The organism is Sediminibacillus halophilus, assembly GCF_900103695.1.
GTDB lineage: Bacteria > Bacillota > Bacilli > Bacillales > Amphibacillaceae > Sediminibacillus > Sediminibacillus halophilus.
This window is the reverse complement of the sequence record NZ_FNHF01000001.1, coordinates 186,521-209,326: the sequence shown is the minus strand read 5'-3', so window position 1 is coordinate 209,326 and position 22,806 is coordinate 186,521. Positions and strand designations below refer to the sequence as shown.

Sequence of the window (22,806 nt, the reverse complement as noted above, 5' to 3'; positions counted from 1 at the left end):
ATCTTCCATCAAACCAAAAGGGTATGCTTTTCACGTACATCTTACCACTTTTTTTACCGCCTGTCCTCCACCGTCACTAATTTTACGAAATTTCAAAGGACCAGTGTATGAAAGAAGACTAACTATTCCGTCCTACCCGGTCGTATTGCAGGAAATAATAATCATATGGATTGCGATCATTTTTTTCCCCTTGAATTTTTTTCGTCAACTTCCAATCCTTTTCGTTATATGCAGGGAAAAACGTGTCTCCAGGAAATGTTTCATCAATGTAAGTCATGTACATCCGGTCTGCATATGGCAATACTTGACGAAAAATTTCTCCGCCGCCGATAACAAATAGTTCAGTATCCGGATCCTTTTCATTCCATTTGACAATTTCCTCAACAGAATGAAGAATCGGGCAGTCACCCGCCTGAAAGCTTTCGTCGTTTGTGACAATCACATTTTCACGATTCGGAAGGGGGCCGTTCATGGATGCAAACGTCTTTCTTCCCATAATAATCGTGTTGCCAGTAGTCATTTGTTTGAAAAACTTCAAGTCATTCGGAAGCCTCCAAGGCAAATCGCTTTGATACCCTATCACTCTATTCCGATCCATCGCGTAAAGCAGTGAAATCATCGCATTATCCCTCCACTTTAAACCGCCACCGGTGCCTTTATCGGCGGATGTGATTCATAGTCCTTGATGTGTAAATCTTCCAATTCAATCGTGAAAATAGAATCGGCCTCCGAATTGATTTCCAATTCTGGAAACCGGTAAGGAGTTCGTTCCAGTTGCGTGTTTACTTGCTCAAGATGATTGCTATAGATATGAGCATCTCCAAGTGTATGAATAAATTCCCCTGCTTCAAGGCCGCATTCAAACGCAACCAGGTGTGTCAGGAGAGCGTAACTGGCAATGTTGAACGGTACGCCTAAGAAGATATCACCGCTTCGCTGATAAAGCTGACACGAGAGTTTCCCATCCGCAACATAAAACTGAAACATGGTGTGGCATGGCGGCAGTGCCATATTCCCTGGTACATCCTCTGGATTCCAAGCGGTAACGATATGCCGTCTGGAATCCGGGTTTGTTTTAATCGCTTCTATCACTTCGGCTAGCTGGTCAATGGTTTCTCCTCTTGATGTAGCCCAGGCACGCCATTGACGCCCGTAAACCGACCCTAAATCGCCATATTTTGCTGCAAAAACATCATCTGTTAAAATTCTCTGTTTAAAGGTATCCATCTGTTGTTGGTAAATGGAACGGAACTGCTCGTCCTGTTGACTTCGATGGCCAAAATCCTTCATATCAGGACCTTGGTAGTCGTCACTTTCCACCCACGTTTTAAAGGCCCATTCATTCCAAATGTTGTTGTTATGCTTCAACAGATAACGAATATTTGTATCTCCTTTGATGAACCACAACAATTCACTGGCGATGAGACGGAACGGAACACGCTTTGTTGTAAGTAAAGGAAAACCTTCCTTCAAGTCGAAACGCATTTGATGACCAAACACCGATAGGGTTCCGGTATTGGTCCTATCCTGTTTTTTGTTTCCTTTCTCTAAAACGGTTTTGCATAAATCTAGATAAGCTTGTTCTCCACTAGTCATCTAAAATCAAATTCCTTTCGTCAATTGAAATAATATTGAGGGACCGAAGATAAATCCAGTTGCTTTAACTTGGTAAAAAACCGATATGTCTGCGGCGCTTTTTCTGAAATTATCTGCTTCGATCTTTTTCCTGCATAATAAAAAGCAAACACTTCGGCAAAGTATTCAGAAGGATATGTAAGAAAATAATCATCCCTTGGAAACAAGTGTGCTGCTTCTTCCTTCCAGTTTTCATCCATTTCCTCCGCCAAAGCAGGCATGGTTTCTAGTAACCGATAAATGGTGTGCCCGGTTTCATGCAACTCTAAGTTGAATGCCCCATGGCCGTTTCCCGGCTGGCTGGCACCTATTTTTGCGGATACGAGCCATCCACCCCCGGATCCGGGTACTTCTTCCCACGTTGCATCCTGTTCCCATCCCCTCGGTTGTTTCCATTTCAAGTGGTATAACAACGGTTCATCTGTCAATCGGCCTTCAAACAATCGAACTTTCACCTGTTGTGAAGCCAAAAGCTGCAACAGGTTACGGTCAATATGATTGAGCCTGGTCACCATTCCTGCGACAGCAGCAGGGTTGTCCGGATTTTCTGGAACAACGACGATTTCATCCAACAAATCATAGTTGTCCAGTTGTTGTAAAAGTTGAACATAATCACTGCCACTTGCCTTGTTAAGCGTTATGCCGTGAAATGGTTTGGTAATGTCGATAAATGGAAAAAATAAAAAGATAAAAATAACTATTGCCGGTTTTATCAATCGGTTAACATGTTTCATTTTCTGTAATCAGGACAATCGTACTTCGTCAAAAATGCTTTCATCATAAGTGGTATCTCTATCTTAACATATTACAATTGTATTTCGGTTACGAAATACAATCATATTCCCGTTCATTCTACATACATCTTGTTAAGAGCACAAATCGGAAAGGGGTTTTGGCATGCTTACTGAAGCGAGTGTTCAACATGTTGTCAAGCATTCAATGTCTTATGGTTTTGTGCTGACCCAGCCATTTGCTTTTTATGTAGACGCATATCCTGTTTTAGAAAATCAAATGATCAAAGAATCCAATACGCTCTATTACGGCCAGCATAATCAATCCGTGAAAATTTTGCAGCATAAATTGGCCAATCTGTCTTTTTTTTCTCAACCCATCGATGGAGATTTCGGTATATATACAGAATATGCCCTGAAAAAATTTCAAAAAGAACATGATTTGATGGTCTCTGGAAGAGCAGACAAACAGACCGTAGAGAAATTGATTGTAGAAGAAAGAAATGAACAATTGACTCCTTTAAGGGAAATAGACGCAGCCCTTTATCCTGGCGAAACAGGAAAGGATATCGAAAAGATACAAAATGCCCTCCAGTACTTCGGGTACTATGAAATGGAAGTCGATGGTATTTTCGGACCGGTGACAGCCCAAGCGTTGCTTGCTTTCCAAAGAGATAACGGGGTTACGCCTGAAGAAAGAGTCGATGATGCTACCATCGAAGCATTCTTCGCCAAAAAGAATGAATCAGTTGAAGCAAAGGAAGATTTACCGGAACACGCGAAGCCAGAGCCAGAACAAACAGCCCATTCTACAACAGAGAAAACGGAAAAAGTAGAAGAACCAGAAAAAACAATACCTAAGCCGGCAAAAAAGGCAGCAGCAGCTGTCGAACCCGCAGCAGTCATTCAGACCGCGAAACAATTGATTGGCTCCCCGTACACTTGGGGCGGTACATCGCCGGACGGGTTCGATTGCAGCGGTTTAATTCAATACATTTATCAAACCCATGGAATAAAGCTTCCACGGACGGTCAATGAATTATGGAATGCAAGTAAACCGGTCGAATCTCCTTCGATAGGCGACTTTGTTTTTTTTGAGACCTATAAACAAGGACCATCACACATGGGGATCTACGTCGGCGACGGAAAATTTCTTCATGCCGGTGAATCACGAGGTGTCGAAATAAGTGACATGGAAAACCCATACTGGAATCCTCGCTATCTCGGCGCAAAACGTGTAAGCATACAGCCTTGATTATCTGTTTTTTATAAGGTCAGAAGGGATAAGTTCCGATGTTGTTGTCCAGCTACTGCGCCTACCCCTTGAAGTCTTAAGCCATTTCTCCGTGTGGCAAGTACACCACTCCGAGACATTGCTTAAGCTTGTCGGGGGTGGGCGAGTTTTCTTTATTAGCAGTGCAAGACTCCATGCCTTTCTTATGTACCTTTTCTAGAATGGTTCGGCTCTCGACTCTCCTTTGCGTTCCCATTCCAAATGAAATTGACGCAGAAAGTCTTTCATGAATTCATGCCGCTCCTTTGCAATCATTGCTGCGGAATCAGTATTCATTAAGTCCTTCAATAATAATAATTTTTCATAAAAATGCTGAATGGTCGTCTGGTCATTTCCTTCCTCGTGGATCAATCGGCCGTGTGCTCCACCAAAAGCGAAAGCACGGGCTATTCCAACTGCGCCGATTGCGTCAAGTCGGTCTGCATCCTGGACAATCTGTCCCTCCAACGTTTTTGGCTGTTTGTGGCCATTACGATAAGAAACATCAGCGATAGCTTCATCAATCGCAATACGCTCTTCTTCCCTGATTCCAATCTTCTTCAAAAATTGAATAAGTTCCAGCTTGGAGGCTGCCGGATCATCGACTAATTTGTCATCCGTTATATCATGAAGCCAGCCAGCCGCTTCCGAAACTCGTTTATCAGCATTCTCCCGATCGGCAAGCTGGCATGCCATGGAGGCGACTCTTTTCATATGTGAGAAATCATGACCGGTCCCTTCCTTACAGAATTTTTGATAGACAAATGCTTCAATTTGTCGCAATTGTACTGGGTTCATATGGAAACGCCCCTTTTCAAAAATTAAAAAAATCAAGCTGACGAGGATTTAAATGTTCGTACTTGATACCCAATAATTCAATCATTTGTCTTGCATTATCGGCTGCATCTCCTCCCGAGTTGTTATTAAAGAGGACTGTGATGTGCTTTGTTTTTTTGGAAAGATTTTCAATGTGGTTTTTCCACTCAATCAGCTCCTGCTCATTATAACGATACAAGAATCGGACAGCACGCCAATCGCTTCTTCCATTACGATTCCAACCATGCACATTCCTGCCGTGGAAACGGATCAGTGTTTTTTCAGGATGAGTTGGCTCCAAAACGGTCGGAACCGATCCTTCTCCTGCTTGCGGTTCATCGCATATCGTATGTATCCATCCTTCCTCCTGCATGAAGTCTAAAGTGTTTGCGCGGTACTTATCATTAAACCAGGACCGATTTCTGAATTCGAGTGCAAGTGGCAAATCGGGCAGCAATTCTTTTATTTTACGGAGTTTGGCAATATGTTCTTTGCTAACATCAAACCATGGCGGAAACTGGAACAGCACAGCATTCAGTTTGCCTGCTTCCACAACGGGCTCAATCGATTCCCGATAAGACTGAAACATTTCCTTTGCTTCCTGAACAGTCAATGATTGGCGGTCATGACCGGTCATGCGCTGAAACGCCTTTATTACAAAAGAAAAGCATTCTGGTGTCTCCTTCACCCACTTTTGATAGTTACGCCGGGGCTGAATCGCATAAAAAGCAGTATCTACTTCCACAACCGGGAAATGGGAACCGTATATAGAAAGCTTGTCGCGCGGATTTATTTTATCCGGATAAAGAGATTCATGGTCCCCCCAACCAGTCACTCCTATGTTGATCGTCATTTCTTCTCCCTCCGCTACCATGATTATATTCATGGTAGTATACATTCGAGTTATTATCTACTGACAACCATCCAGAATAGCATTCCTCGAGCAAAGCAAAGTGTTGATAAATTGTACCTTGACAAACCGGGTTCTTCATGGTTGATTTCCTTGACTAGTCTGAAAAAATGCGCTATATTTGATTCAAGCAAATAAGGTGAGAGAGCTTTCCTGACTGATGTTGCTTCCTTTAAACAAAGAGCACCATTCAAGAGAGACGGTTTTCCATCTTTTTTGTAAAATTTCCACGTGTTACGTGCAGGTTTTTAGGAGGATTATTTACATGCAAAATGGTGTAGTAAAATGGTTTAATGCAGAAAAAGGGTATGGTTTTATCCAGCTAGAGGATGGAAATGACGTATTTGTCCATTACTCTGCTATCCAAGAAGAAGGATTCAAGACATTAGAAGAAGGCCAAGAAGTAACTTTCGAAGTTGTCGAAGGTGAACGCGGACCACAAGCTGCTAATGTAACAAAACAATAAATGAAAATAATTCCAACGGTGATTCTGATAATCACCGTTTTTTTACTGCCAATAAACGGCTATTGCCTAACTCTTTACCAGAACTTCAGGCGCTGATTGCATAATCGTCTGCTTGCCTATATAATATATCCTTGTTGCTTTTATGCACGCGGTTCGCAATCTCCCGCGTTATCAAAACTAAGGAGGATGAGTAATGCAAAACGAAATATTATGGATCTTATTTGCGCTGATAAATTTTGTCATGTTGCTTGTTGTATATCGTATTTTCGGCAAACCAGGCCTATTTGTCTGGATCGGAATGTCTACCGTGGTGGCCAACATCCAAGTAGTGAAAACAATCGAACTATTCGGCTTAACTGCCACACTTGGTAATATTATCTATGGGACGGCATTTTTGGCTACCGACATACTAAATGAAAAATATGGGAAACAAGAGGCGAAGAAAGCCGTATGGCTGGGATTTTCCACATTGATCGCCATGACCCTCATGATGCAGGTGGCATTGCTGTTTAAGCCAGGTGTGGATGACATCGCACAAGAGGCAATGGAAACCCTGTTTGGCCTTGCCCCGAAAATTGCCGCCGGCAGTTTAGCGGCCTATATCATCAGTCAATACTTCGATGTATGGATTTACGCACAACTGAAGCGAATTTTCCCTGACTCAAAGTACCTTTGGCTTCGCAATAACGGCAGCACCATGGTCAGTCAGCTTCTGGACAGTGCAGTCTTTTGCGGCATTGCTTTTTTTGGTGAATATCCACCGGGAGTTTGGATGGAAATTTTCTTCACTACCTATATTATCAAGTTTCTTGTAGCTGCTATCGATACACCGTTCTTATATTGGGCAAAACGCATGCATAATGAACGTAGAACAGGGGAAGCAGAATAGCTCTAGTCTTCTCACAAGTCAAGCTTTGGATACCGTCTTTATACGTGCACCGCATGAGAATAAATTGTTGGAAAAAGCTGATAACAACAAAGAGGCGCAAATCCAGAAGGGCACTGTGCTTCTTTGTTAAAAAGGAGGAAATGAATTGATTGAAGTATATACCGATGGGGCTGCAAGCGGGGATCCAGGTTTGAGCGGAGCGGGCATTTTTATTAAAGACGGTAAGAAAACATATGATTATAAATTTCCTCTTGGTTCTATGTCTAACCATCAAGCAGAGTTTGAAGCTGTCATCAAGGGATTGCAAGTGTGCAGGGAAAGCTTTCAAGATGAGATTCTTTCCTTTCGTTCAGATTCCAAGCTAGTCGTCGACGTAATCGAAAAAGATTTCACGAAAAATCAAACTTTCCTGCCATATTTACAAGAAATAAGACAGCAGATAGAAGCTTTCCCTCACTTTTTTATAAAATGGATTCCCGAAAAGCAAAATAAACAGGCAGATCAACTGGCAAGACAAGCTATTCGACTTAATTAAAGCCCAACCGGTTATTTGCTTTTTGAAATACTTTTAAGCAAATTAACTTATCGCGGTGAAACGGAAAGTATGAATTCATGTTCTCATGGTAAGAGTATTTCCGTTCCATAGTGATCGCTTTAAACGGAAGCATTGCAAAAAAGGCCTGATTAACGGAGCCATTCCCCCGTCAAATCAGGCCTTGTTTCTTGAGGTTTGCTTGGTACAGAAAGCCCTTTATCCCGGAGCAGCCGGTCTGCCTGGTTAGTTGTTTTAACACGTTCCCCAGCCAAAAGCTCCAGAACGCTTATAAAAAAGCTGCCATCAAAGTGGAGTTGGAATTGCAAGGTAACTTTCAACGCTTTAATTGTCATCCAATCGGGGGCATTGGTGGTGTTCTTCCCCAAATAAATAAAATGAATATCTTCGTCCGACAATTTAAAACCTTGCGTCCATAAGTCTTCAATAAAGTATCCCAGCGGATGTCTTTTTTCTAACTCCTTTGCCATTATCATCACTCCTGCAAACTTTGCTCCCTGAAAAAATCACTCATCCAGTGTAACACGTTTCGTTGAATCCATTATACAGAACATCTGTTCTCTTGTCTATTATTACTGACCCTTTTCCAACTCGCCCAACGCTCTTTCCTCTTCCGGAATCCGTACCCGCAACAATAAGAGATGCAAGAACGGAAACATAATTGCCGTAATATATGTATGAAACATCAGCGGTATCACGATCAATTCCAATAATACAACCAGATAATTGGGATGCTTAATAAAGCGGTAAGGACCTTTTCTTACAAGGTTTGCACCAGGAAGAATGATAATTTTTGTGTTCCAGAACCTTCCCAGTGAGGCAATACACCATATTCGCAGCAACTGTGTGATGACGAACAGGATAAATAGATATATGTTCAACTCCAGCTGATACAGACCTTTCCATTGTGCTTCCGCCCATAAACTAACAAAAAATAAACTGTGGGTCAGGACAAACCATTTATAATGTTCTGCACCTGATTCAATTGCCCCCTGCTCTTTCATCCAGCTTTCGTTGCTACGGGCGATGCCTAACTCGATCAAACGCTGTAAAATCAAAAACACAAACAAGAGGCCCATCCACCAATTCATGAAGACCACACCAATTCCAACAATTCGGAGCTGAATCCCGGTCCCAATGCGGACATTAAACTTCTCTGACCAGGGTCAATGGCTTCCTGCATCCACTTTTGTAAAATATATAACACTGTTGCTGAAGACATATTACCATGCCGTTTTAAGACATCATAAGAATGAAACAGTTTCTTATCACTTATTTGGAGCACTTCCTCTATCGATTGAAGTACCTTTTTTCCGCCAGGATGTGCAACATAGAATGCATAATCGCTCTCATTGGTGTTTTGTGCTTCTAAAAACGAAAGAATATGTTGCTTCCAGAATGTTTCGACTAACTGAGGAATGCTTTTGGAAAATATTACTTCAAAGCCATGGTCAGCAATTTCCCATCCCATTACATCCAATGATGCTTTTTTTGTCCTCGAGTCGACATTGGTTATTCGAGGGGCGGCCGTTTTTCGATATGTCTGATAAGGGGAATCTTCACCGATTAAAAGGGCGGCAGCAATTCCATCGCCGAATAAGGCAGTGCCAATGAAATTACTCTTGCGATCGTCGTCTTTTTGAAATGTCAGGCTGCATAGTTCTACACTTACCACAAGTGAAACACGAGCAGGATTTGCGGTAAGCCACTCGTGGGCATGTGCCAGGCCGCTGGCGCCCCCCGCACAGCCAAGCCCCCATAACGGAACACGCCGGACATCTTCGCGAAATTCTCGTTCGTTCAGAATGAAGGCATCTAAAGATGGAGTTGCAATGCCGGTACTGGAGACGAAAACGATGGAATCGATTGCTTGATAAGGAATCGACCTATCTAAAAAGTCACCGTTATTTAAACAAGCATCGATTGCAGAAACACTATGTCTAAGTGCTTCTTTTTGATAGATACGGTTTCGCTCTACAAAGGAGTGCTGCTCAGAAAACCACGTTTTCGGAACGACGAACTGGCGTTGTTCCACTGCCGCATTTTCAAACACAGGAAGCAGCCGGTTTAATTCTCTTTCCGGACGTGGAAAAATATGTTCTACCAGTGTTTTGATTTCATCTTGTTCCATGGTGAACTCTGGCAGGCTTGTTCCGATTGATCCGATAACTGACATGTAAGCACCTCTTCTATTATCTTTATTTACCATCCTTACCTATGTACCCTCATTTGAAACAGAATTAACAAGCATATGCTAGATGGGAAGTTAAACAGTGTTAGAATCCGTATATAGTCATACCTCCGTCAACAAATAACGTCTGCCCGGTTATATAATTGCTTGCATCTGAAGCCAGAAACACTGCCGCACCAGCCAGTTCTTCCAGTTTCCCAATCCGGTTCAAAGGTGTTCTGTCCAAAATATCGGAAACATATTGTTCATCCTTCAGCAACTCTTCGGTCAAGGCTGTCGGAAAATACCATGGCCCAATGGCATTGACGAGTATGTTGTCTCCGCCCCATTCCATCGCTAGGTTTTTCGTCATTTGAATGATTGCACTTTTCGTCATCGCATAGACTACACCTGTCCGCAAAGCCACGTGCCCGCCGACCGAGGACATATTGATTATTTTACCTCCGCCTTGTTTTTTCATTCGTTTGGCTGCAGCCTGGGCAAGAAAAAAAGAACTTTTCATATTTATATCGATGATTTGGTCCATTTCTTCAGAGGTGACTTCTATTGCTTGGCTGCGAATGTTAATGCCAGCATTGTTAACCCAGATATCGACATTACGGTCTGCAATACTATCATCGAGTTGCCGGATAATACTTGAATAATTTTTCACATCTTCGCAGATTGTCACAACATTGCTTCCTAATTCCTCTGCTTCTTTCTGAACCCCATAAAGCGGCTCCTTGTTCCGGGCTATAAGTACCAGGTCAGCGCCTGATTCTGCAAAGGAAAGAGCAAACTGCCCTGCCTATCCCTTTGCTTGCCCCTGTAATGACAGCTAATTTTTTATCCAGCCGAAATGATGGTAAATACACCTTACGTCCTCCTTTTTTCTCGCTCACATATCTAAATTTTTAGACTATTAAAACATTTCTTCAAATTATTTACTTTTTGTCGATTCAGTACTAAACTACTATTTGGCTACAAAGAATTCAAACAATTTTAACAGGGGGTTATCAAATGAAAAAGTTTTTACTATCACTAGGTCTTATTTCCGCATTAACCATCGCAGGCTGCTCCCAATCTGACAATGAGGATGAGACTGCTGATGACAATGCAGCTGAACAGCAGGATGACGATACACAATCCGATGAGTCGTCTGATAATTCAGCCCTAAAGAAAGAGTTACTTAGCGCACAGATGGACTTCACAAATACAATCAGTCCATATCAGCAAAAAATCAATGCGTATCAGGCTAACTTAGCAGATGAGGAAGTTACTGACGAAGACACCGAAGCATCTGCTGAAGAAGCTTTGACAGCAGCCAAAGAAGCACAGACTGAACTAGAAAATTATCAATTTGAAGCAGACGTACCCGATGACGTAAAAGAAAGCTATGAGCAGGCCATCACAACGCTTGGTGACTACTACAGCGAAATGGAAACTGCTATTGATGCATCTGCTCTTGAGCCTGATTTGTCTTCTGCACAGGAAAAATGGGATGAATTCCAGGAACAAATCACATCGATTTATGAAGGACAGGATATGTACGCTCCTGATATGGCAGACGCTTTAAGCTAAGGTATCGACTTAAAATGCTGCAGCACCATCACATGTCTATATCTAACCTAAAAGGCTTGGAATGACTCCAAGCCTTTTTGTTATCTTCATTTTGTTAAATAGACTCCGCAATTCCCTGATGAATCGAATAGGATTACGACCATTTTTCCACCCGTCAAAAACAACCTGTTCAGATAAAGCCTTTCTTCAGAATTGATAAATACTTGCATACTTGCTTTGCAAATGTTCCACAAGATATTCCGGATTTAATCCTTCTTCCGTAACATCTCGCAAAATCTCTAACGGCTTTTTCAATTTACCGTATTGATGGATGTTCTCCCCCAACCAGTTCTTAACAGATGCAAAGTCCCCGGACCTGATAGCAGACTCCACATCCATCGTCTCTTTAAGCTTTTGGTGGAATTGAGCGGCGTACATATATCCAAGGGCATAAGAAGGAAAATAACCGAAATCCCCTGCTGCCCAGTGGATATCTTGCAGCACTCCTTCCCTATCAGAACTTGGCCTGATTCCCAAGTAATCCTCCATTTTTTGATTCCAAAGCCCAGGAAGATCTTTTACTTCTATTTCGTCATTAATTAAAGCTTTTTCGAGCTCATAACGAACCATAATGTGAAGGCAATAAGTCAACTCATCTGCTTCAATTCGGATAAGGGAAGGCTTCACCTCATTGACTGCCCTATAAAAGTCGGAGAAAGAAATAGTGCTAAAGTCATCAGGAGCTATATCTTGGAATAATGAAAAATGGTTCTCCCAGAACGCTTCACTCCTAGCCACAAAATTTTCCCAGAATAGCGACTGAGACTCATGGATCCCCATTGAAGTTCCATCAGCAAGCGGCGTTTGAGCCAAGGCTTGATCAATATTCTGCTCATACAGGGCGTGACCGCCTTCATGGATAGTACCAAAGACCGCCATCCGAAAATCATTTTCATCGTATCTTGTCGTTACACGTACGTCCTTCGGATTGATGGCAATCGCGAACGGATGAACTGTTTCATCAAGACGACCTGCAGAAAAGTCATATCCCATCCGCTTCAGAATTTCCAGAGTGAACTTTTCCTGGTCCTGTTTAGGAAAATGTTTCTGCAGGATGGCGGAATTTGGCTTTCGGTCGGATGCCGTTATTCTTTTTAACAATCCGGTCAACGACCTTCTTAAGTCAGGAAAAACCTTGTCAAGCAGTTCGGTTGTCACACCTGGTTCATAAACATGCAGCAAGGCATCATAGCGGTTTTTTTCATACCCCCAGTATTCAGCGAACTTCTTATTATACTCGACCAGCTTCTCTAAGTATGGCTGGAGCAGTTTGAAGTCCCCTTTTTCCCGGGCTTCCTGCCATAATGATTCCGATTTGGATTGCAGCATCGTGAACTCCTTGAATTCAACTTCTGGAATCTTTCGGTTACGGTCGTACGCTTCTTCACATTCTTCCAGAGATCGTTGGATAATTTGACTGGAAGCCTTCCCTTTTAATGAATCAATGAAATGCTTCATCTTTTCAGAGGTAGCAATCTGGTACACTTTCTGTGAAAGAAAACCAATGACTTCCGAACGTTGATCGACCCCTTTAGGAGGAATTTTGGTGCGTAAATCCCATTGGATTAGCGCTAAAGCTTCTTGATAGGCTTTTTGTTCTTTCAATAATTCTAAAAAATCCGCTTCTAATTGTTTGTTATCCGTCAAACCGATCTCCCCCTATTTACCTCCAAAGAATTGGTAATAGTCTGTTTTGATATAACCATTGAACAATTTTCTTTTCTTTGTTGCCTTTTTTCCATATAACGTTTCAAAGCGTTCGTTGGAAGTAAGAATATAAACACTCCATCCGGGAAGTTGTTGCATCACTTTGCCAAACTCCCGATACATTTTTTCTACTTCCGCCTTGTCACCGATCCGTTCTCCGTATGGAGGATTTCCCACAAGATAGCCCGTTGCCTGCTGTGGATGAAAATCCTTCGCCTGCATCTGTTTCCATGCAACGAGATCGCCGAGTCCCGCTTCCATGGCATTGTCCTTTGCCACTTCGATCATCCGGTGATCAATGTCAGAACCGGTAATATCCAGCGGTTGGTCGTAGTCAGCTAAATCTTCCGCCTCCTCATGTGCTCTTTCCCAAAGGTCACTGCCGACAAGCTCCCAGGATTCTGAAGCAAATTCACGATTAAAGCCCGGAGCGATGTTCTGTCCAATAAGGGCTGCTTCAATCGGTATGGTACCAGAGCCACAAAACGGATCGACGAATGGTTGATCTGCTCTCCAGTTGGTAAGCTTCACTAAAGCAGCTGCCAAGGTTTCTTTTAGTGGTGCTTCACCTTGACCAATCCGATAACCGCGTTTATGCAATCCGGTTCCCGATGCATCGATTGACAATGTGACCTGATCCTTATGCAAGGCGACTTCAATTCGATAAAATCCTCCTGACTCTTCCAGCCAGGAAGCAACTCCATATTTCTGCTTCAAACGTTCTGCAACCGACTTTTTCACTATTGCCTGGCAATCGGACACACTATAAAGTGTGGACTTCACCGATTTTCCGATGACCGGAAATTCCCCATCCTCGGGTATGTATCGCTCCCAAGGAAGAGCTTTGGTCTGCTCGAATAAGGAATCAAATGTTTTGGCCTCAAACTGGCCAACCAACACCTTAATTCTGTCAGCCGTCCGCAGCCAGAGGTTGCACCTCGGGATAGCAGCTGCGTCCGCTGTAAAAAGCACTCTGCCATTTTCAACAGTTGTATCCTGATATCCTAACGCGCGTACTTCCTGTGCGACTATGCTTTCTAATCCCATTGCTGCTGTAGCGATTAATGTAACTTGCTGCTTCATAAATGAATTCCTTTCCTGTACCTATTTAATAATTATGTAAACAAAAAGCCCTCTCTAACGCTGGATGCTGTTAGAAAGGGCTGCCTATTTCCTGATTAAAGCAACGACCAATGAATGTTTTATAAGCCATGTTCTGTACTATTGTACTGCAAACGGTGGTCAACCTCGTACGCAAGTAGTAATCATCTATCTCCAGGCGAATGCCCGGCTCTCGTTCGGTTCGTTTCCCTACTAAAGAATGCCCCTACCAATATTTGGGTTGCTCACTCGCGGGGTTTACCTCGTTCCACTCAAGCGGTTTCCCGCCTGACTACGTCACTGTGGCACTTTCAAGGTTGCAATACCATATCCCTAATGACTTAGGTATCTTCCCTGCCGTTAATCCAAAAAGGATTACCTTGACTTATGAATTCGTCAAGCACGAACACTACAAGCATCTCAGCTTGTGTGAGCATGGACTTTCCTCTACACACCTTCGATGTGCAGCGATTACTCAAACATCCACTCATTGCTTATCCATTGTATTATCATCTTCGTTTCTAGTCAATGCGACAATGCTTAGTATAACATATTCCCTAATGGATCGCATTGGTAATGATAGCCAAGAAATCAGGAGTCAGCATCTGCAAATTTCTTTCCGAAAACAGCTTTTTCTAAATTGGAGACCCTTTTCAAGATGTCATAATTAACCTGATGGTTACTTGGTGCAGTTGCTGTGCGGGTTCTTGTTTGATCGGACTGTCTTTTCAACCGGTCGTTTTCCTGGCGTAGCCGCTCTATTTCCTGTTGATAGGCTTCATAGTCCTGGATGATCACGTCTAGGAATTCATCCACTTCTTCCTGGTTATACCCGCGCATTGCAGTCTTAAAGTTTTTTTCCAATATATCTTTCCCTGTCAATTGAATACGATCTAAGCTCATCCATATCACCTCATATCTCGTACAACTTATCTCTTATTTTTTCAAAACATTGACCGAATGTCAATTTTTACTGTCAGAAGTACTACAAAATAAAGAATCCTTCAGATGGCAGGGATCAGGACCAGAAGTCAGGGTCCTCCATTTGTATTTCCTGCACGATGTCATCTAAATCCATCGGTGTAATCGTGTAAATCGGGTAATCCTTATGTTCACTTGCTTTCTTAGCCTCCTCATGGAAAAAACGACTGCTTCCGGGATACTCTTCATCAAGCAAAATCAGACAACCATCACTCTTATCGACCATCCATTTATTTTTTGCTTTGAATTGATAAGGACCTTTATAATCGCTTTGATAAATCGGCTGGTGAAAATCGGCCAACAGGAGGAGCTCTTGATAAGTTTGCTGCATGTGCTCCGGCCAACGACTCTCCTGATTGGTAAAGGGCGGGAATATACCAAGCTTTACATCATATGTTTCTTTTAAATCGATAATGACTTCCCCAGTCCATAATTCAATTCCCATTTGACCGGAAATAAGTACCCATTCCAACCCTTCTTCGATGAATCCGATAATCTTTTTTTGAATCGCCGCTTTAACAAACCTGATCTTTGGATCATCCTGCTTAAAAATATTCATTTCCATCGGTTTATAGCCGGTGACGGCTAGTACATCCATATGTTGTCCTCCTTTTGATTATGTGTAAAGAGGGATCGAAAAAAACAAAGAGCCGGCTGAATTTCGCCAACCAGCTCTTTCGAATTCTATTAGCACCACTTATTCGGTTTCTTCCAACCTTTCATGCCAAACGGTTGCTGATAACCCGGTCCCATCCCTGGACCACCCGGGCTCATAGCACCTGCTACCTGATTGCCAGGTCCTCCCGGAGGTGTTGCAGCACCTGCTACCTGGTTAGGCGGCATGTTAAAAGAACCACCGTATTGATCAACGCTATCTACGGTATTACCTACAGACGTGGAATGAGGATAAATATGCTGATTTTTTACCAAGTGATGGTTCATAATCGTGGTATGGGACGGGTGAATATGCTCGACCGTTTCTTCTGTACAATGGTGTACGACATTTTCCTGTGTCGGATAAACAATCTGTTTCGGACAGCCGCAATGCGGGCCGTGGTGATGTCTCATTTTTTTAGTCTCCTTTCTTTATGTTAGGTTCACTAATAATCTATGATAGGAGGCTAAGACATGTCTGAGACAGAAACCTAAATATTGAGATAAATGTCATTCCGGCAAACGAACCAATTGATTTCTCCTTATTTAATGCTTACAAAAAACTCATTACATCTTCTTCGTCCTTATATTGCGTTGTTCATATAAACTACGCAGTAACTTCCTTTGAAGTCCTTGGGCCTTTTTATAGTAGTGGTGTAGTCCAGCGCTACGGAAATACCTTACGCTTTCCGCGGGCGGCTGGTGAGCTTCCTCGAGCTAACGCTCTGCGGGATCTCACCGAGGCCTTTGCTCCCGCAGGAGTCTACAGGTATTTCCTCCGCTGAGAACAGCTACCTGTTTATAAACGAGTGTACTAGCCATTTTTCTCTTGAATCACTTGGTACTGCATGCATGTAGCTAGGATAACAAGCAGAGTCCAAGATAAGGACAAAAGACGGAACCCATCTGTTTTTTATGAAGGAGAAGTACGATTCCTGGCAAGCCTTTTTAAGATGTCTTGTTGGATTCGATGGAAAAGATTTCTACGCTTACGATAATCAGCACGCTGCTTGGCGCAGGGAGCATACGAAGACTCCTGCGGGAAAAGCGCGAGCTGAAGATCCACTTGGGAAAGCGGTTTTCTTTACCAAGTTAGCTGAAGCCGTGCCCGCGGAAAGCGAAGTATGCTGCCGAAGCGGTGGTTAACACGCTTTTTGAATGGGCAATGGACTACCCAATACAGTTACTGCGCAGTTTCTTTTATTTGTGCAATAAAAATAAGGTTTAAAGAACAGGATCAACAAAAACGAAAAACCCTGTTCGGCAACAGGGTCGATCCACACTTATTCATCTTCAACAGGGAGGTCAGCGGATTCAAACGAAAACGGCAGCAACTCTTCCATTGACATCGTTTTTCGATCATCTTCCAAGTTACCTATATGTATCGGCATCTTCTTGTCAAAAAACTCACTCATAACCTGACGACAAGAGCCACACGGTGACACGGGACGGCCCGTATCAGCCACAACTGCCATTTCGGCAAAATCAGTAACACCGTCTGAAATGGCTTTGAAAATGGCCACCCTTTCAGCACAAAGGCTTACCGGATAGGCGGCATTTTCAATATTACAGCCTTGATAAACCTTACCGGACTTCGTCAATAACGCAGCCCCCACAGGGAATTTAGAATATGGCGTATATGCTCTCTCTCTAATTTCTTTCGCCTTCTCAAATAGTTGATTTTGGTCCATTCATTTTTGCACCCTTTCTTCTAGCGGGAAAATAATTATAAAAGAAAAAACTCGTTCTGTAAAGGTTTGCATGTCGTTAGTTTCCGCTATTCGGGGCTGGTTTCGATTCTGTTAATATCGGCCAGGAGTTGATCCAATACATAAAGAATCGATTGGTACATTTCCATGTAACGCGTTTTCGGTGTATCTATATAATAACTATTCAATAAGAGAATTTGCAGATTGTCGCTTGTAGAAGCAATTTGTTGTGGGTGAACCGTTGCTTCTTTATTTTTTACGAATTGTAGAGCCTTTTCTTCCCATTCCTTTACCATATCGAAGAATGGAGTTGTTTCTTCTTTTACGAACAGAAAAAATTGCTTATCTCTTCTATTTTCTGGTTTTTCGCTTTCTTCAAATCGCTGTTTTAAAGGAATGAGTTCCTGTTTCAGTTGATTAGTCAATGCTGTTAACTCCATTACATATCGCCCGCCTTTCTTTCCTTACTGTATCATTATTTACGGGCAAATTGCATTTTTTTAAACATATATCGCCAAAAAGATGGTTTGGGGTCAACATACCGAGTCTGCTTCTGTTCTTCCTTTTTGCTTTTCAACTGTTTTATTTCCTTTCGCAGTTTTATTACCTCTTCTTGCAGTTCTTCAATTTCCTGACGATGGGAGAGCGCCAGGGTAAGCACTACTTCATCTGCCTTTGTAGCAAGTTTTTGATCGATCAGCCGTACTCTGTCAGATAGTTCTACATATGCTTTTTCAAACACCTGTTTTGACACTCCGTTTTTTGCGGTAACAGCCTTCCCGGCAAAGTCCATTTGTCATCTCTCCTCTTATAGCTTGTTATCACATTGATTCTGCAAGGAACCTGCAGTCCCCTGCCGTGCCGACAAAACTAGAAGCAAGCAGACAAATTAACCGGGAAACCTGTATGTTTTGCGTCAGGTTGACAACAATAGAAATAAGGAGGGTTTTTGTTATGACCGATAAGTCTAAAGACCAGTTGAAAAAAGATCGTAAAAATGAAAAAAAGCAGCAAGCTGAGTACAAAAACAAAAAGCTGGATGGTCCCGACCGTCCATCTGTATAACAACATGACAAATCCGGGCCAAGTAAATCGGTCCGGATTTGTCATGTCCATATCGCTTGCTTGACCTGCCAAATTCGGGAAAGCATTCTTCTCTTTCGATAAAAATGCTCGAAAGTGCTGTCGTTCTCTGTTACTTCAACTGGAATCAGCCACTCTGACTTTATACCCCCATTTACACTCCAGTCCTCACGAATAGTATCTTGGTGCTTGATTGGCTTGATAATCGTTCGTAAATCAGGTGCCCGGAATGTAGGCTGATTGATCTCCAGGAAATCTTCATATTCGCTTCTCGAACCTGTAGGCTCAACGGTATTGGCGAAATCAAGAATGTTAGAGAAGTTGCTGGGGTCGAAAAGTTTTGCAGCCAACGTTTTTCCCAGTAGGATCCGCTTGCTTAAATTAGAAAAATCATACACATAGGAACCGATAACAGAGCCTTTATGTTTTGGAAATAAAACCGCGCTCAGCAGAAAAAAGTCTTCCGCCAAGTATGGAAGTCGCATAAAAACTTTTTTTCGGAAATAAGGATGTTCGATAACAGGGCGCTGAACAATATTTTGTTCATTGATGATTTGGGCTTGCATTAATCGATAGCCGTTTTCACTCTCCCAAAAATGATTCCATTCACGACGCATATATAATGATACATTAAACTGTTGCAAAAGATGGAATAACGGAGCGCCTTGTTCTTTAGAAAATTGGTAGATAAGCAACTGGGGGTAGGCATCAGAAAAAATCAGCCAATTTGCCCGTTCATAAGTGGAAAACAATCTTTTTCTTGTTCTTTCGGGCAGCAAACCGGCCATAACAGGCGTATATAAATCGGTAATATTCCAACCTGCGTTACGTGACACCATACTCGCTAACAAAGACCAAGTTATTTCGGGGTGCCGATTGTAATAAGCGAGATAAGCCTTCGTTCTTGCTACATTGTCTACGTTGGCGCGTCGGCTCGCCGAATCAACGTAGCGGACGAGTTCCTGTTGTTCCTTCCACATTTTCACCGCCTCCAGGTATAGCTTGTGCAAATACTGGAAAAATACCGGATTTTTGTCACTGTTTTTTTGATTTTTAGTTCTCATAGGCCATGAATTTCTGGTATGATACTCTCATGTATGGGAGGAATAAACATGAATTACCCAAACGGAAAGAAGCAATCTTTTCGTACATCAGGAAAAAATTCGCAAGAACCCGCCTTTGGCAACAGAGGGATGACACTCGAAGAAGACATCAATGACACGAATGAACATTACCTTGTGATGAACAAAGCAGTCATTCATAAAAAACCGACACCGGTTCAAATCGTCAAAGTGGATTACCCGAAACGTAGCGCAGCAACTATCAAGGAAGCCTATTTCAAGCAAGCATCGACAACGGACTATAATGGAATATATAAAGGAAAATATATTGATTTTGAAGCAAAAGAGACAAAAAACAAAACGTCCTTTCCCCTTTCCAACCTGCATGACCATCAGGTGAAACATATGAAGCAGGTGAATGAACATGGAGGGATAAGTTTTTTGATTGTCCGTTTCTCTTTGTTAAATGAAACTTTTTTACTCCCATCCATGAAACTTTTCTCTTACTGGGAAAGTCAATATAATGGAGGGAGAAAATCCATACCCTATTCAGACATTAAAGAAGCTGGTCACCTTATCCCATTTAAGTTTCAGGCAAAAGTGGATTATTTGGATGTTTTAGATCAGCTTTATTTTTAGATCGGAGGAAGATACGTGATGGCAAATACAAGCCAATCTCGTTCTGCAAGACGCAAGCAATTAAAGCAGCAGAAAAAGCAAAAGAAATCACTTTTCAAAAAGATTGTTAAGACACTTCTAATCGTAGTATTGTTAATTGGCATTGGTATTGGTGGTTTGTTCACCTATTATATAGCAACAGCTCCAAAGCTTGATGCAGAGAGTCTGGCCGTGCCGGCCTCGACCAAACTGCTGGATGTCAATGGCGAAGAATTCGCCAATCTCGGAGAGGAAAAAAGGACAAAGATTGATTATGAGGACCTTCCGCCACTATTGGTTGATGCCGTTACAGCAACGGAAGACTCCCGATTTTTTGACCATATAGGGATAGACTTCCGCAGAATCGGCGGGGCCATACTGGCAAATATCACCGGCGGATTCGGAGCGGAAGGTGCAAGTACAATTGACCAACAGGTGATTAAGGGGGCTTTTCTGACTCCGGAAAAAACGTTGAAACGAAAAGTACAGGAACAATGGCTTGCACTACGCCTGGATGCCAAGTACTCAAAAGAAGAGATTCTGGAAATGTATTTAAATAGAATTTATTACGGAAATGTATATGGGGTTGCCGAAGCAGCAGACTTTTACTTTGGCAAGGAAGATTTAAGCGATCTAACCCTGCCGGAAGCTGCTATTCTTGCCGGTCTGCCTCAGCGTCCATCTGCATATGATCCGACTAGAAATCCAGAATTGACCCAGGAGCGAATGAACACGGTTTTAAGTCTGATGGTTCAACACGGAAAAATATCGCAGGAAGAAGCGGATCAAGCAAGTGAAGTCTCTGTGGAGTCCTTACTTGTGGAAAGCCAGCAGGAATCGACTCCTTACCAGGCCTTTATTCAGCAGGTACAGGATGAAGTCAGTGAAAAATTGGATGCAGATATCTATAATGACGGTTTGGAAATCCAGACAACATTGGATCCAAACGCTCAGAAACATGTAGAATATTTGCTTAGCGAGGACGAAAGCAATCCTATCAATTATCCAAATGATGAGTTCCGGGCGGGACTGACTGTCCTGGATACAACTTCCGGTGCAATCCGTGCAATCGGTGGCGGAAGAAACCTGGATAATACGCAGGGCGGCTGGAACTATGCTATTGACAATGAAAGGCGGCAGGCTGGTTCTACGTTTAAACCGATTATTGATTACGGTCCAGCCATCGAATACGAACAGTGGTCCACTTATCATCAAATCAATGATGATGGACGGTATCACATTGCGGGCACCGATTCTTATATTGATAACTGGAACGGACAGCATAATGGCTGGATGTCGGCCCGTTCAGCCTTAGCCCAATCACTGAACGTCCCGGCAGTTAAAACTTTCGAGGAAATCGGCGCAAGCCGGGCCCAGGAATTTGCTGAAGGACTCGGCATCAAGTTTCATGAGGACTCTATCGCCTTAACCGACGCCATCGGCGGTTCTTCTACCGGGGTCACCACCCTGCAGATGGCTGGTGCTTACAGTGCTTTTGGCAATAAGGGAATTTATAATGAGCCATACGCGGTTACTAAAGTAACTTATAGCGATGGTCGTACTGTCGACCTGAAGCCTGAACCAAAATCAGCCATGCATGAATATACAGCTTATATGGTCACAGACATGTTGAAATCGGTGGTCAATGATCCTTCCGGAACAGGAAAAGCTGCTAAAGTTCCTGGCTTGCCGATGGCCGGAAAAACGGGAACCACGAACCTGGAAGGAAAAGAAGGAAGCCCTGACTCCTGGTTCAGTGGTTATACAACCAATTATACAATCGCTGTTTGGACAGGATACGATGATCAGAAGCAAACCCTAAATGGGCATTCTGAAACTGTAATTGCACAAGACTTGTTCCGGGAAACAATGTCCTATTTGTCAGATGGGATAGAAACAGCAGATTTTACAAAACCTGACTCCGTCGTGGAAGTACAGGTAGAGAAAGGTTCCAATCCTGCAAAGCTGCCAAGTGAGTACACGCCGCAATCGAATATTGTGACCGAACTGTTTGTGAAGGGTAACGAACCAAGCAAAACCTCGCAGAAGTTTGATCGGATTGACGCGGTCAGTGGACTGAAGGCAAGCTTTAACGAAGAAAGTCAATCCATTGATGTTTCCTGGGATTACGATCAGGGTAATGACCGTCCTGTCACCTTCAACGTAAAAGCAGGTACGGATGGCGGCTCCTTGAAAGACTTGGCCGATACAAAAGATACTAGTCTGGAAATTAGCAACGTCGATCTTGGAACCACTTATACCATTCAAGTGACAGCTGTAAGCGACCAGGACTCTGGAAATACAAGTGAGCCGGCAACGGTCACTGTTCAGGTAGCCGACGATGAAGCTGATGAAGAAGAACAGCAGGATGAAGAAGAAAACCAAGAAGAAAATCCTGAAGATAACGAAAATCCTGGAGACGGAAATGGCAACGGAAACGGTAATGGTAATGACAACAATCAGGGTGATAACGGAAATGGCAATGGCAATGGTAATGGTAACGAAGGCGGAAATGGCGAAGGTAACGGTAACGGAGCCGGAGATGACAACGGCAATGGTGAAGATAATGGCAACGATACTGGAGAAACAGATAACGGGGATGGAACTCCAGAAGATGAGCCGGTAGATGGTGATGAACCTACCGGAGACGCGGGTGACTCTGAAGCAAATGCTTCTTCTTCCGAAAGTGCATCCAGTTATTTGTTACACGCCATTCGAGAAGAAGAGATTGCCTGAAAGTTAAAAATTAAATAGCCATTAGTCTGGTTCTTACAGGCTTACAGAATAAAA

24 protein-coding genes, 1 other RNA gene and 1 pseudogene are annotated in these 22,806 nt (G+C 42.8%); 7 read left to right on the top strand and 19 right to left on the bottom strand.

All coding sequences use genetic code 11. The features are described from left to right. Nucleotides 1-118: 118 nt before the first annotated feature. Genes BLR82_RS01140 through BLR82_RS01130 form a run of 3 tightly spaced genes read right to left on the bottom strand, consistent with a single transcriptional unit; the run spans nt 119 to nt 2,369 of the window. Entirely contained in the window at nt 119-619 is a 501-nt protein-coding gene (locus BLR82_RS01140; protein WP_074597189.1) for a dihydrofolate reductase, read from the bottom strand. Between the two features lie 17 nt (nt 620-636). Further along, the gene (locus BLR82_RS01135) at nt 637-1,596 is read right to left on the bottom strand and encodes a thymidylate synthase (protein WP_074597188.1); all 960 of its coding nucleotides are present in this window, start codon (nt 1,594-1,596) and stop codon (nt 637-639) included. Nucleotides 1,597-1,616: 20 nt separating this feature from the next. Next, on the bottom strand, nt 1,617-2,369 hold the full coding sequence (locus BLR82_RS01130) for an anthrax toxin lethal factor-related metalloendopeptidase (RefSeq protein ID WP_074597187.1): 753 nt from the start codon (nt 2,367-2,369) through the stop codon (nt 1,617-1,619). A gap of 163 nt (nt 2,370-2,532) precedes the next feature. Between BLR82_RS01130 and BLR82_RS01125 the strand changes: the two genes are divergently transcribed. After that, entirely contained in the window at nt 2,533-3,621 is a 1,089-nt protein-coding gene (locus BLR82_RS01125; protein ID WP_074597186.1) for a C40 family peptidase, read from the top strand. Nucleotides 3,622-3,816: 195 nt separating this feature from the next. Here the strand turns inward: BLR82_RS01125 and BLR82_RS01120 are convergent, their stop codons facing one another. Further along, nucleotides 3,817-4,437 carry an HD domain-containing protein gene (locus tag BLR82_RS01120; RefSeq protein WP_074597185.1) on the bottom strand — a complete coding sequence of 207 codons (621 nt, stop codon included), beginning with the start codon at nt 4,435-4,437 and terminating at the stop codon, nt 3,817-3,819. 16 nt (nt 4,438-4,453) lie between these two features. Continuing rightward, the gene (locus tag BLR82_RS01115) at nt 4,454-5,308 is read right to left on the bottom strand and encodes a DUF72 domain-containing protein (RefSeq protein WP_139186868.1); all 855 of its coding nucleotides are present in this window, start codon (nt 5,306-5,308) and stop codon (nt 4,454-4,456) included. Nucleotides 5,309-5,630: 322 nt separating this feature from the next. Here BLR82_RS01115 and BLR82_RS01110 point away from each other — a divergent pair, with 322 nt between their 5' ends. The 3 genes from BLR82_RS01110 to BLR82_RS01100 all read left to right on the top strand — a co-directional run bounded on the left by BLR82_RS01110 (nt 5,631) and on the right by BLR82_RS01100 (nt 7,255). Continuing rightward, nucleotides 5,631-5,831 (top strand): cold-shock protein, encoded by a 201-nt coding sequence (locus tag BLR82_RS01110; protein ID WP_026570171.1) that lies wholly within the window; start codon nt 5,631-5,633, stop codon nt 5,829-5,831. A 193-nt stretch (nt 5,832-6,024) separates the two neighbouring features. Next, nucleotides 6,025-6,720, top strand: coding sequence for a queuosine precursor transporter (locus BLR82_RS01105; protein ID WP_074597184.1), 696 nt, complete (start codon nt 6,025-6,027; stop codon nt 6,718-6,720). Between the two features lie 145 nt (nt 6,721-6,865). Continuing rightward, nucleotides 6,866-7,255 carry a ribonuclease HI family protein gene (locus tag BLR82_RS01100; RefSeq protein WP_074597183.1) on the top strand — a complete coding sequence of 130 codons (390 nt, stop codon included), beginning with the start codon at nt 6,866-6,868 and terminating at the stop codon, nt 7,253-7,255. Nucleotides 7,256-7,404: 149 nt separating this feature from the next. Here BLR82_RS01100 and BLR82_RS01095 read toward each other — a convergent pair whose 3' ends face one another. The 4 genes and pseudogenes from BLR82_RS01095 to BLR82_RS01080 all read right to left on the bottom strand — a co-directional run bounded on the left by BLR82_RS01095 (nt 7,405) and on the right by BLR82_RS01080 (nt 10,318). Next, complete coding sequence (locus BLR82_RS01095; RefSeq protein ID WP_074597182.1) at nt 7,405-7,743, bottom strand: DUF6123 family protein; 339 nt, start codon at nt 7,741-7,743, stop codon at nt 7,405-7,407. Between the two features lie 102 nt (nt 7,744-7,845). Beyond that, complete coding sequence (locus tag BLR82_RS01090; protein ID WP_074597181.1) at nt 7,846-8,364, bottom strand: isoprenylcysteine carboxyl methyltransferase family protein; 519 nt, start codon at nt 8,362-8,364, stop codon at nt 7,846-7,848. Beyond that, a complete protein-coding gene (locus tag BLR82_RS01085; protein WP_074597180.1) occupies nt 8,361-9,449 on the bottom strand; it encodes a type III polyketide synthase in 1,089 nt (362 codons plus the stop codon). The genes BLR82_RS01090 and BLR82_RS01085 overlap by 4 nt, the downstream gene beginning before the upstream one ends. A gap of 100 nt (nt 9,450-9,549) precedes the next feature. Beyond that, nucleotides 9,550-10,318 (bottom strand): annotated as a pseudogene (locus BLR82_RS01080) (SDR family NAD(P)-dependent oxidoreductase). Between the two features lie 145 nt (nt 10,319-10,463). Between BLR82_RS01080 and BLR82_RS01075 the strand changes: the two are divergent. Beyond that, entirely contained in the window at nt 10,464-11,024 is a 561-nt protein-coding gene (locus BLR82_RS01075; protein ID WP_074597179.1) for a hypothetical protein, read from the top strand. Between the two features lie 186 nt (nt 11,025-11,210). Here BLR82_RS01075 and BLR82_RS01070 read toward each other — a convergent pair whose 3' ends face one another. From BLR82_RS01070 to BLR82_RS01020, 10 genes are all read right to left on the bottom strand, one after another. Next, nucleotides 11,211-12,710, bottom strand: a complete 1,500-nt coding sequence (locus tag BLR82_RS01070; protein ID WP_074597178.1) for a carboxypeptidase M32 — start codon at nt 12,708-12,710, stop codon at nt 11,211-11,213. A gap of 12 nt (nt 12,711-12,722) precedes the next feature. Next, on the bottom strand, nt 12,723-13,853 hold the full coding sequence (locus BLR82_RS01065; protein ID WP_074597177.1) for a THUMP domain-containing class I SAM-dependent RNA methyltransferase: 1,131 nt from the start codon (nt 13,851-13,853) through the stop codon (nt 12,723-12,725). A gap of 117 nt (nt 13,854-13,970) precedes the next feature. Beyond that, nucleotides 13,971-14,354: RNase P RNA component class B (gene rnpB, locus BLR82_RS01060), an RNA gene on the bottom strand. A 108-nt stretch (nt 14,355-14,462) separates the two neighbouring features. After that, nucleotides 14,463-14,774, bottom strand: a complete 312-nt coding sequence (gpsB, locus tag BLR82_RS01055; protein WP_074597176.1) for a cell division regulator GpsB — start codon at nt 14,772-14,774, stop codon at nt 14,463-14,465. A 115-nt stretch (nt 14,775-14,889) separates the two neighbouring features. Next, nucleotides 14,890-15,450, bottom strand: coding sequence for an SLOG family protein (locus BLR82_RS01050; RefSeq protein WP_074597175.1), 561 nt, complete (start codon nt 15,448-15,450; stop codon nt 14,890-14,892). Nucleotides 15,451-15,539: 89 nt separating this feature from the next. Then, entirely contained in the window at nt 15,540-15,920 is a 381-nt protein-coding gene (locus tag BLR82_RS01045) for a spore coat protein (protein ID WP_074597174.1), read from the bottom strand. An 869-nt stretch (nt 15,921-16,789) separates the two neighbouring features. Further along, nucleotides 16,790-17,197 (bottom strand): cytidine deaminase, encoded by a 408-nt coding sequence (locus BLR82_RS01035; RefSeq protein ID WP_074597172.1) that lies wholly within the window; start codon nt 17,195-17,197, stop codon nt 16,790-16,792. An 86-nt stretch (nt 17,198-17,283) separates the two neighbouring features. Continuing rightward, nucleotides 17,284-17,655 carry a DUF1798 family protein gene (locus tag BLR82_RS01030; protein WP_074597171.1) on the bottom strand — a complete coding sequence of 124 codons (372 nt, stop codon included), beginning with the start codon at nt 17,653-17,655 and terminating at the stop codon, nt 17,284-17,286. A 35-nt stretch (nt 17,656-17,690) separates the two neighbouring features. Continuing rightward, nucleotides 17,691-18,008, bottom strand: coding sequence for a hypothetical protein (locus BLR82_RS01025; RefSeq protein WP_074597170.1), 318 nt, complete (start codon nt 18,006-18,008; stop codon nt 17,691-17,693). A 313-nt stretch (nt 18,009-18,321) separates the two neighbouring features. Then, nucleotides 18,322-19,278 (bottom strand): DUF2515 family protein, encoded by a 957-nt coding sequence (locus BLR82_RS01020; RefSeq protein WP_074597169.1) that lies wholly within the window; start codon nt 19,276-19,278, stop codon nt 18,322-18,324. Nucleotides 19,279-19,410: 132 nt separating this feature from the next. Here BLR82_RS01020 and recU point away from each other — a divergent pair, with 132 nt between their 5' ends. Continuing rightward, nucleotides 19,411-19,998: a Holliday junction resolvase RecU gene (gene recU / locus BLR82_RS01015; RefSeq protein ID WP_074597168.1), complete on the top strand. Its 588-nt coding sequence runs from the start codon at nt 19,411-19,413 to the stop codon at nt 19,996-19,998. 18 nt (nt 19,999-20,016) lie between these two features. Next, entirely contained in the window at nt 20,017-22,752 is a 2,736-nt protein-coding gene (locus BLR82_RS01010) for a penicillin-binding protein 1A (protein WP_074597167.1), read from the top strand. Nucleotides 22,753-22,806: the final 54 nt, after the last annotated feature.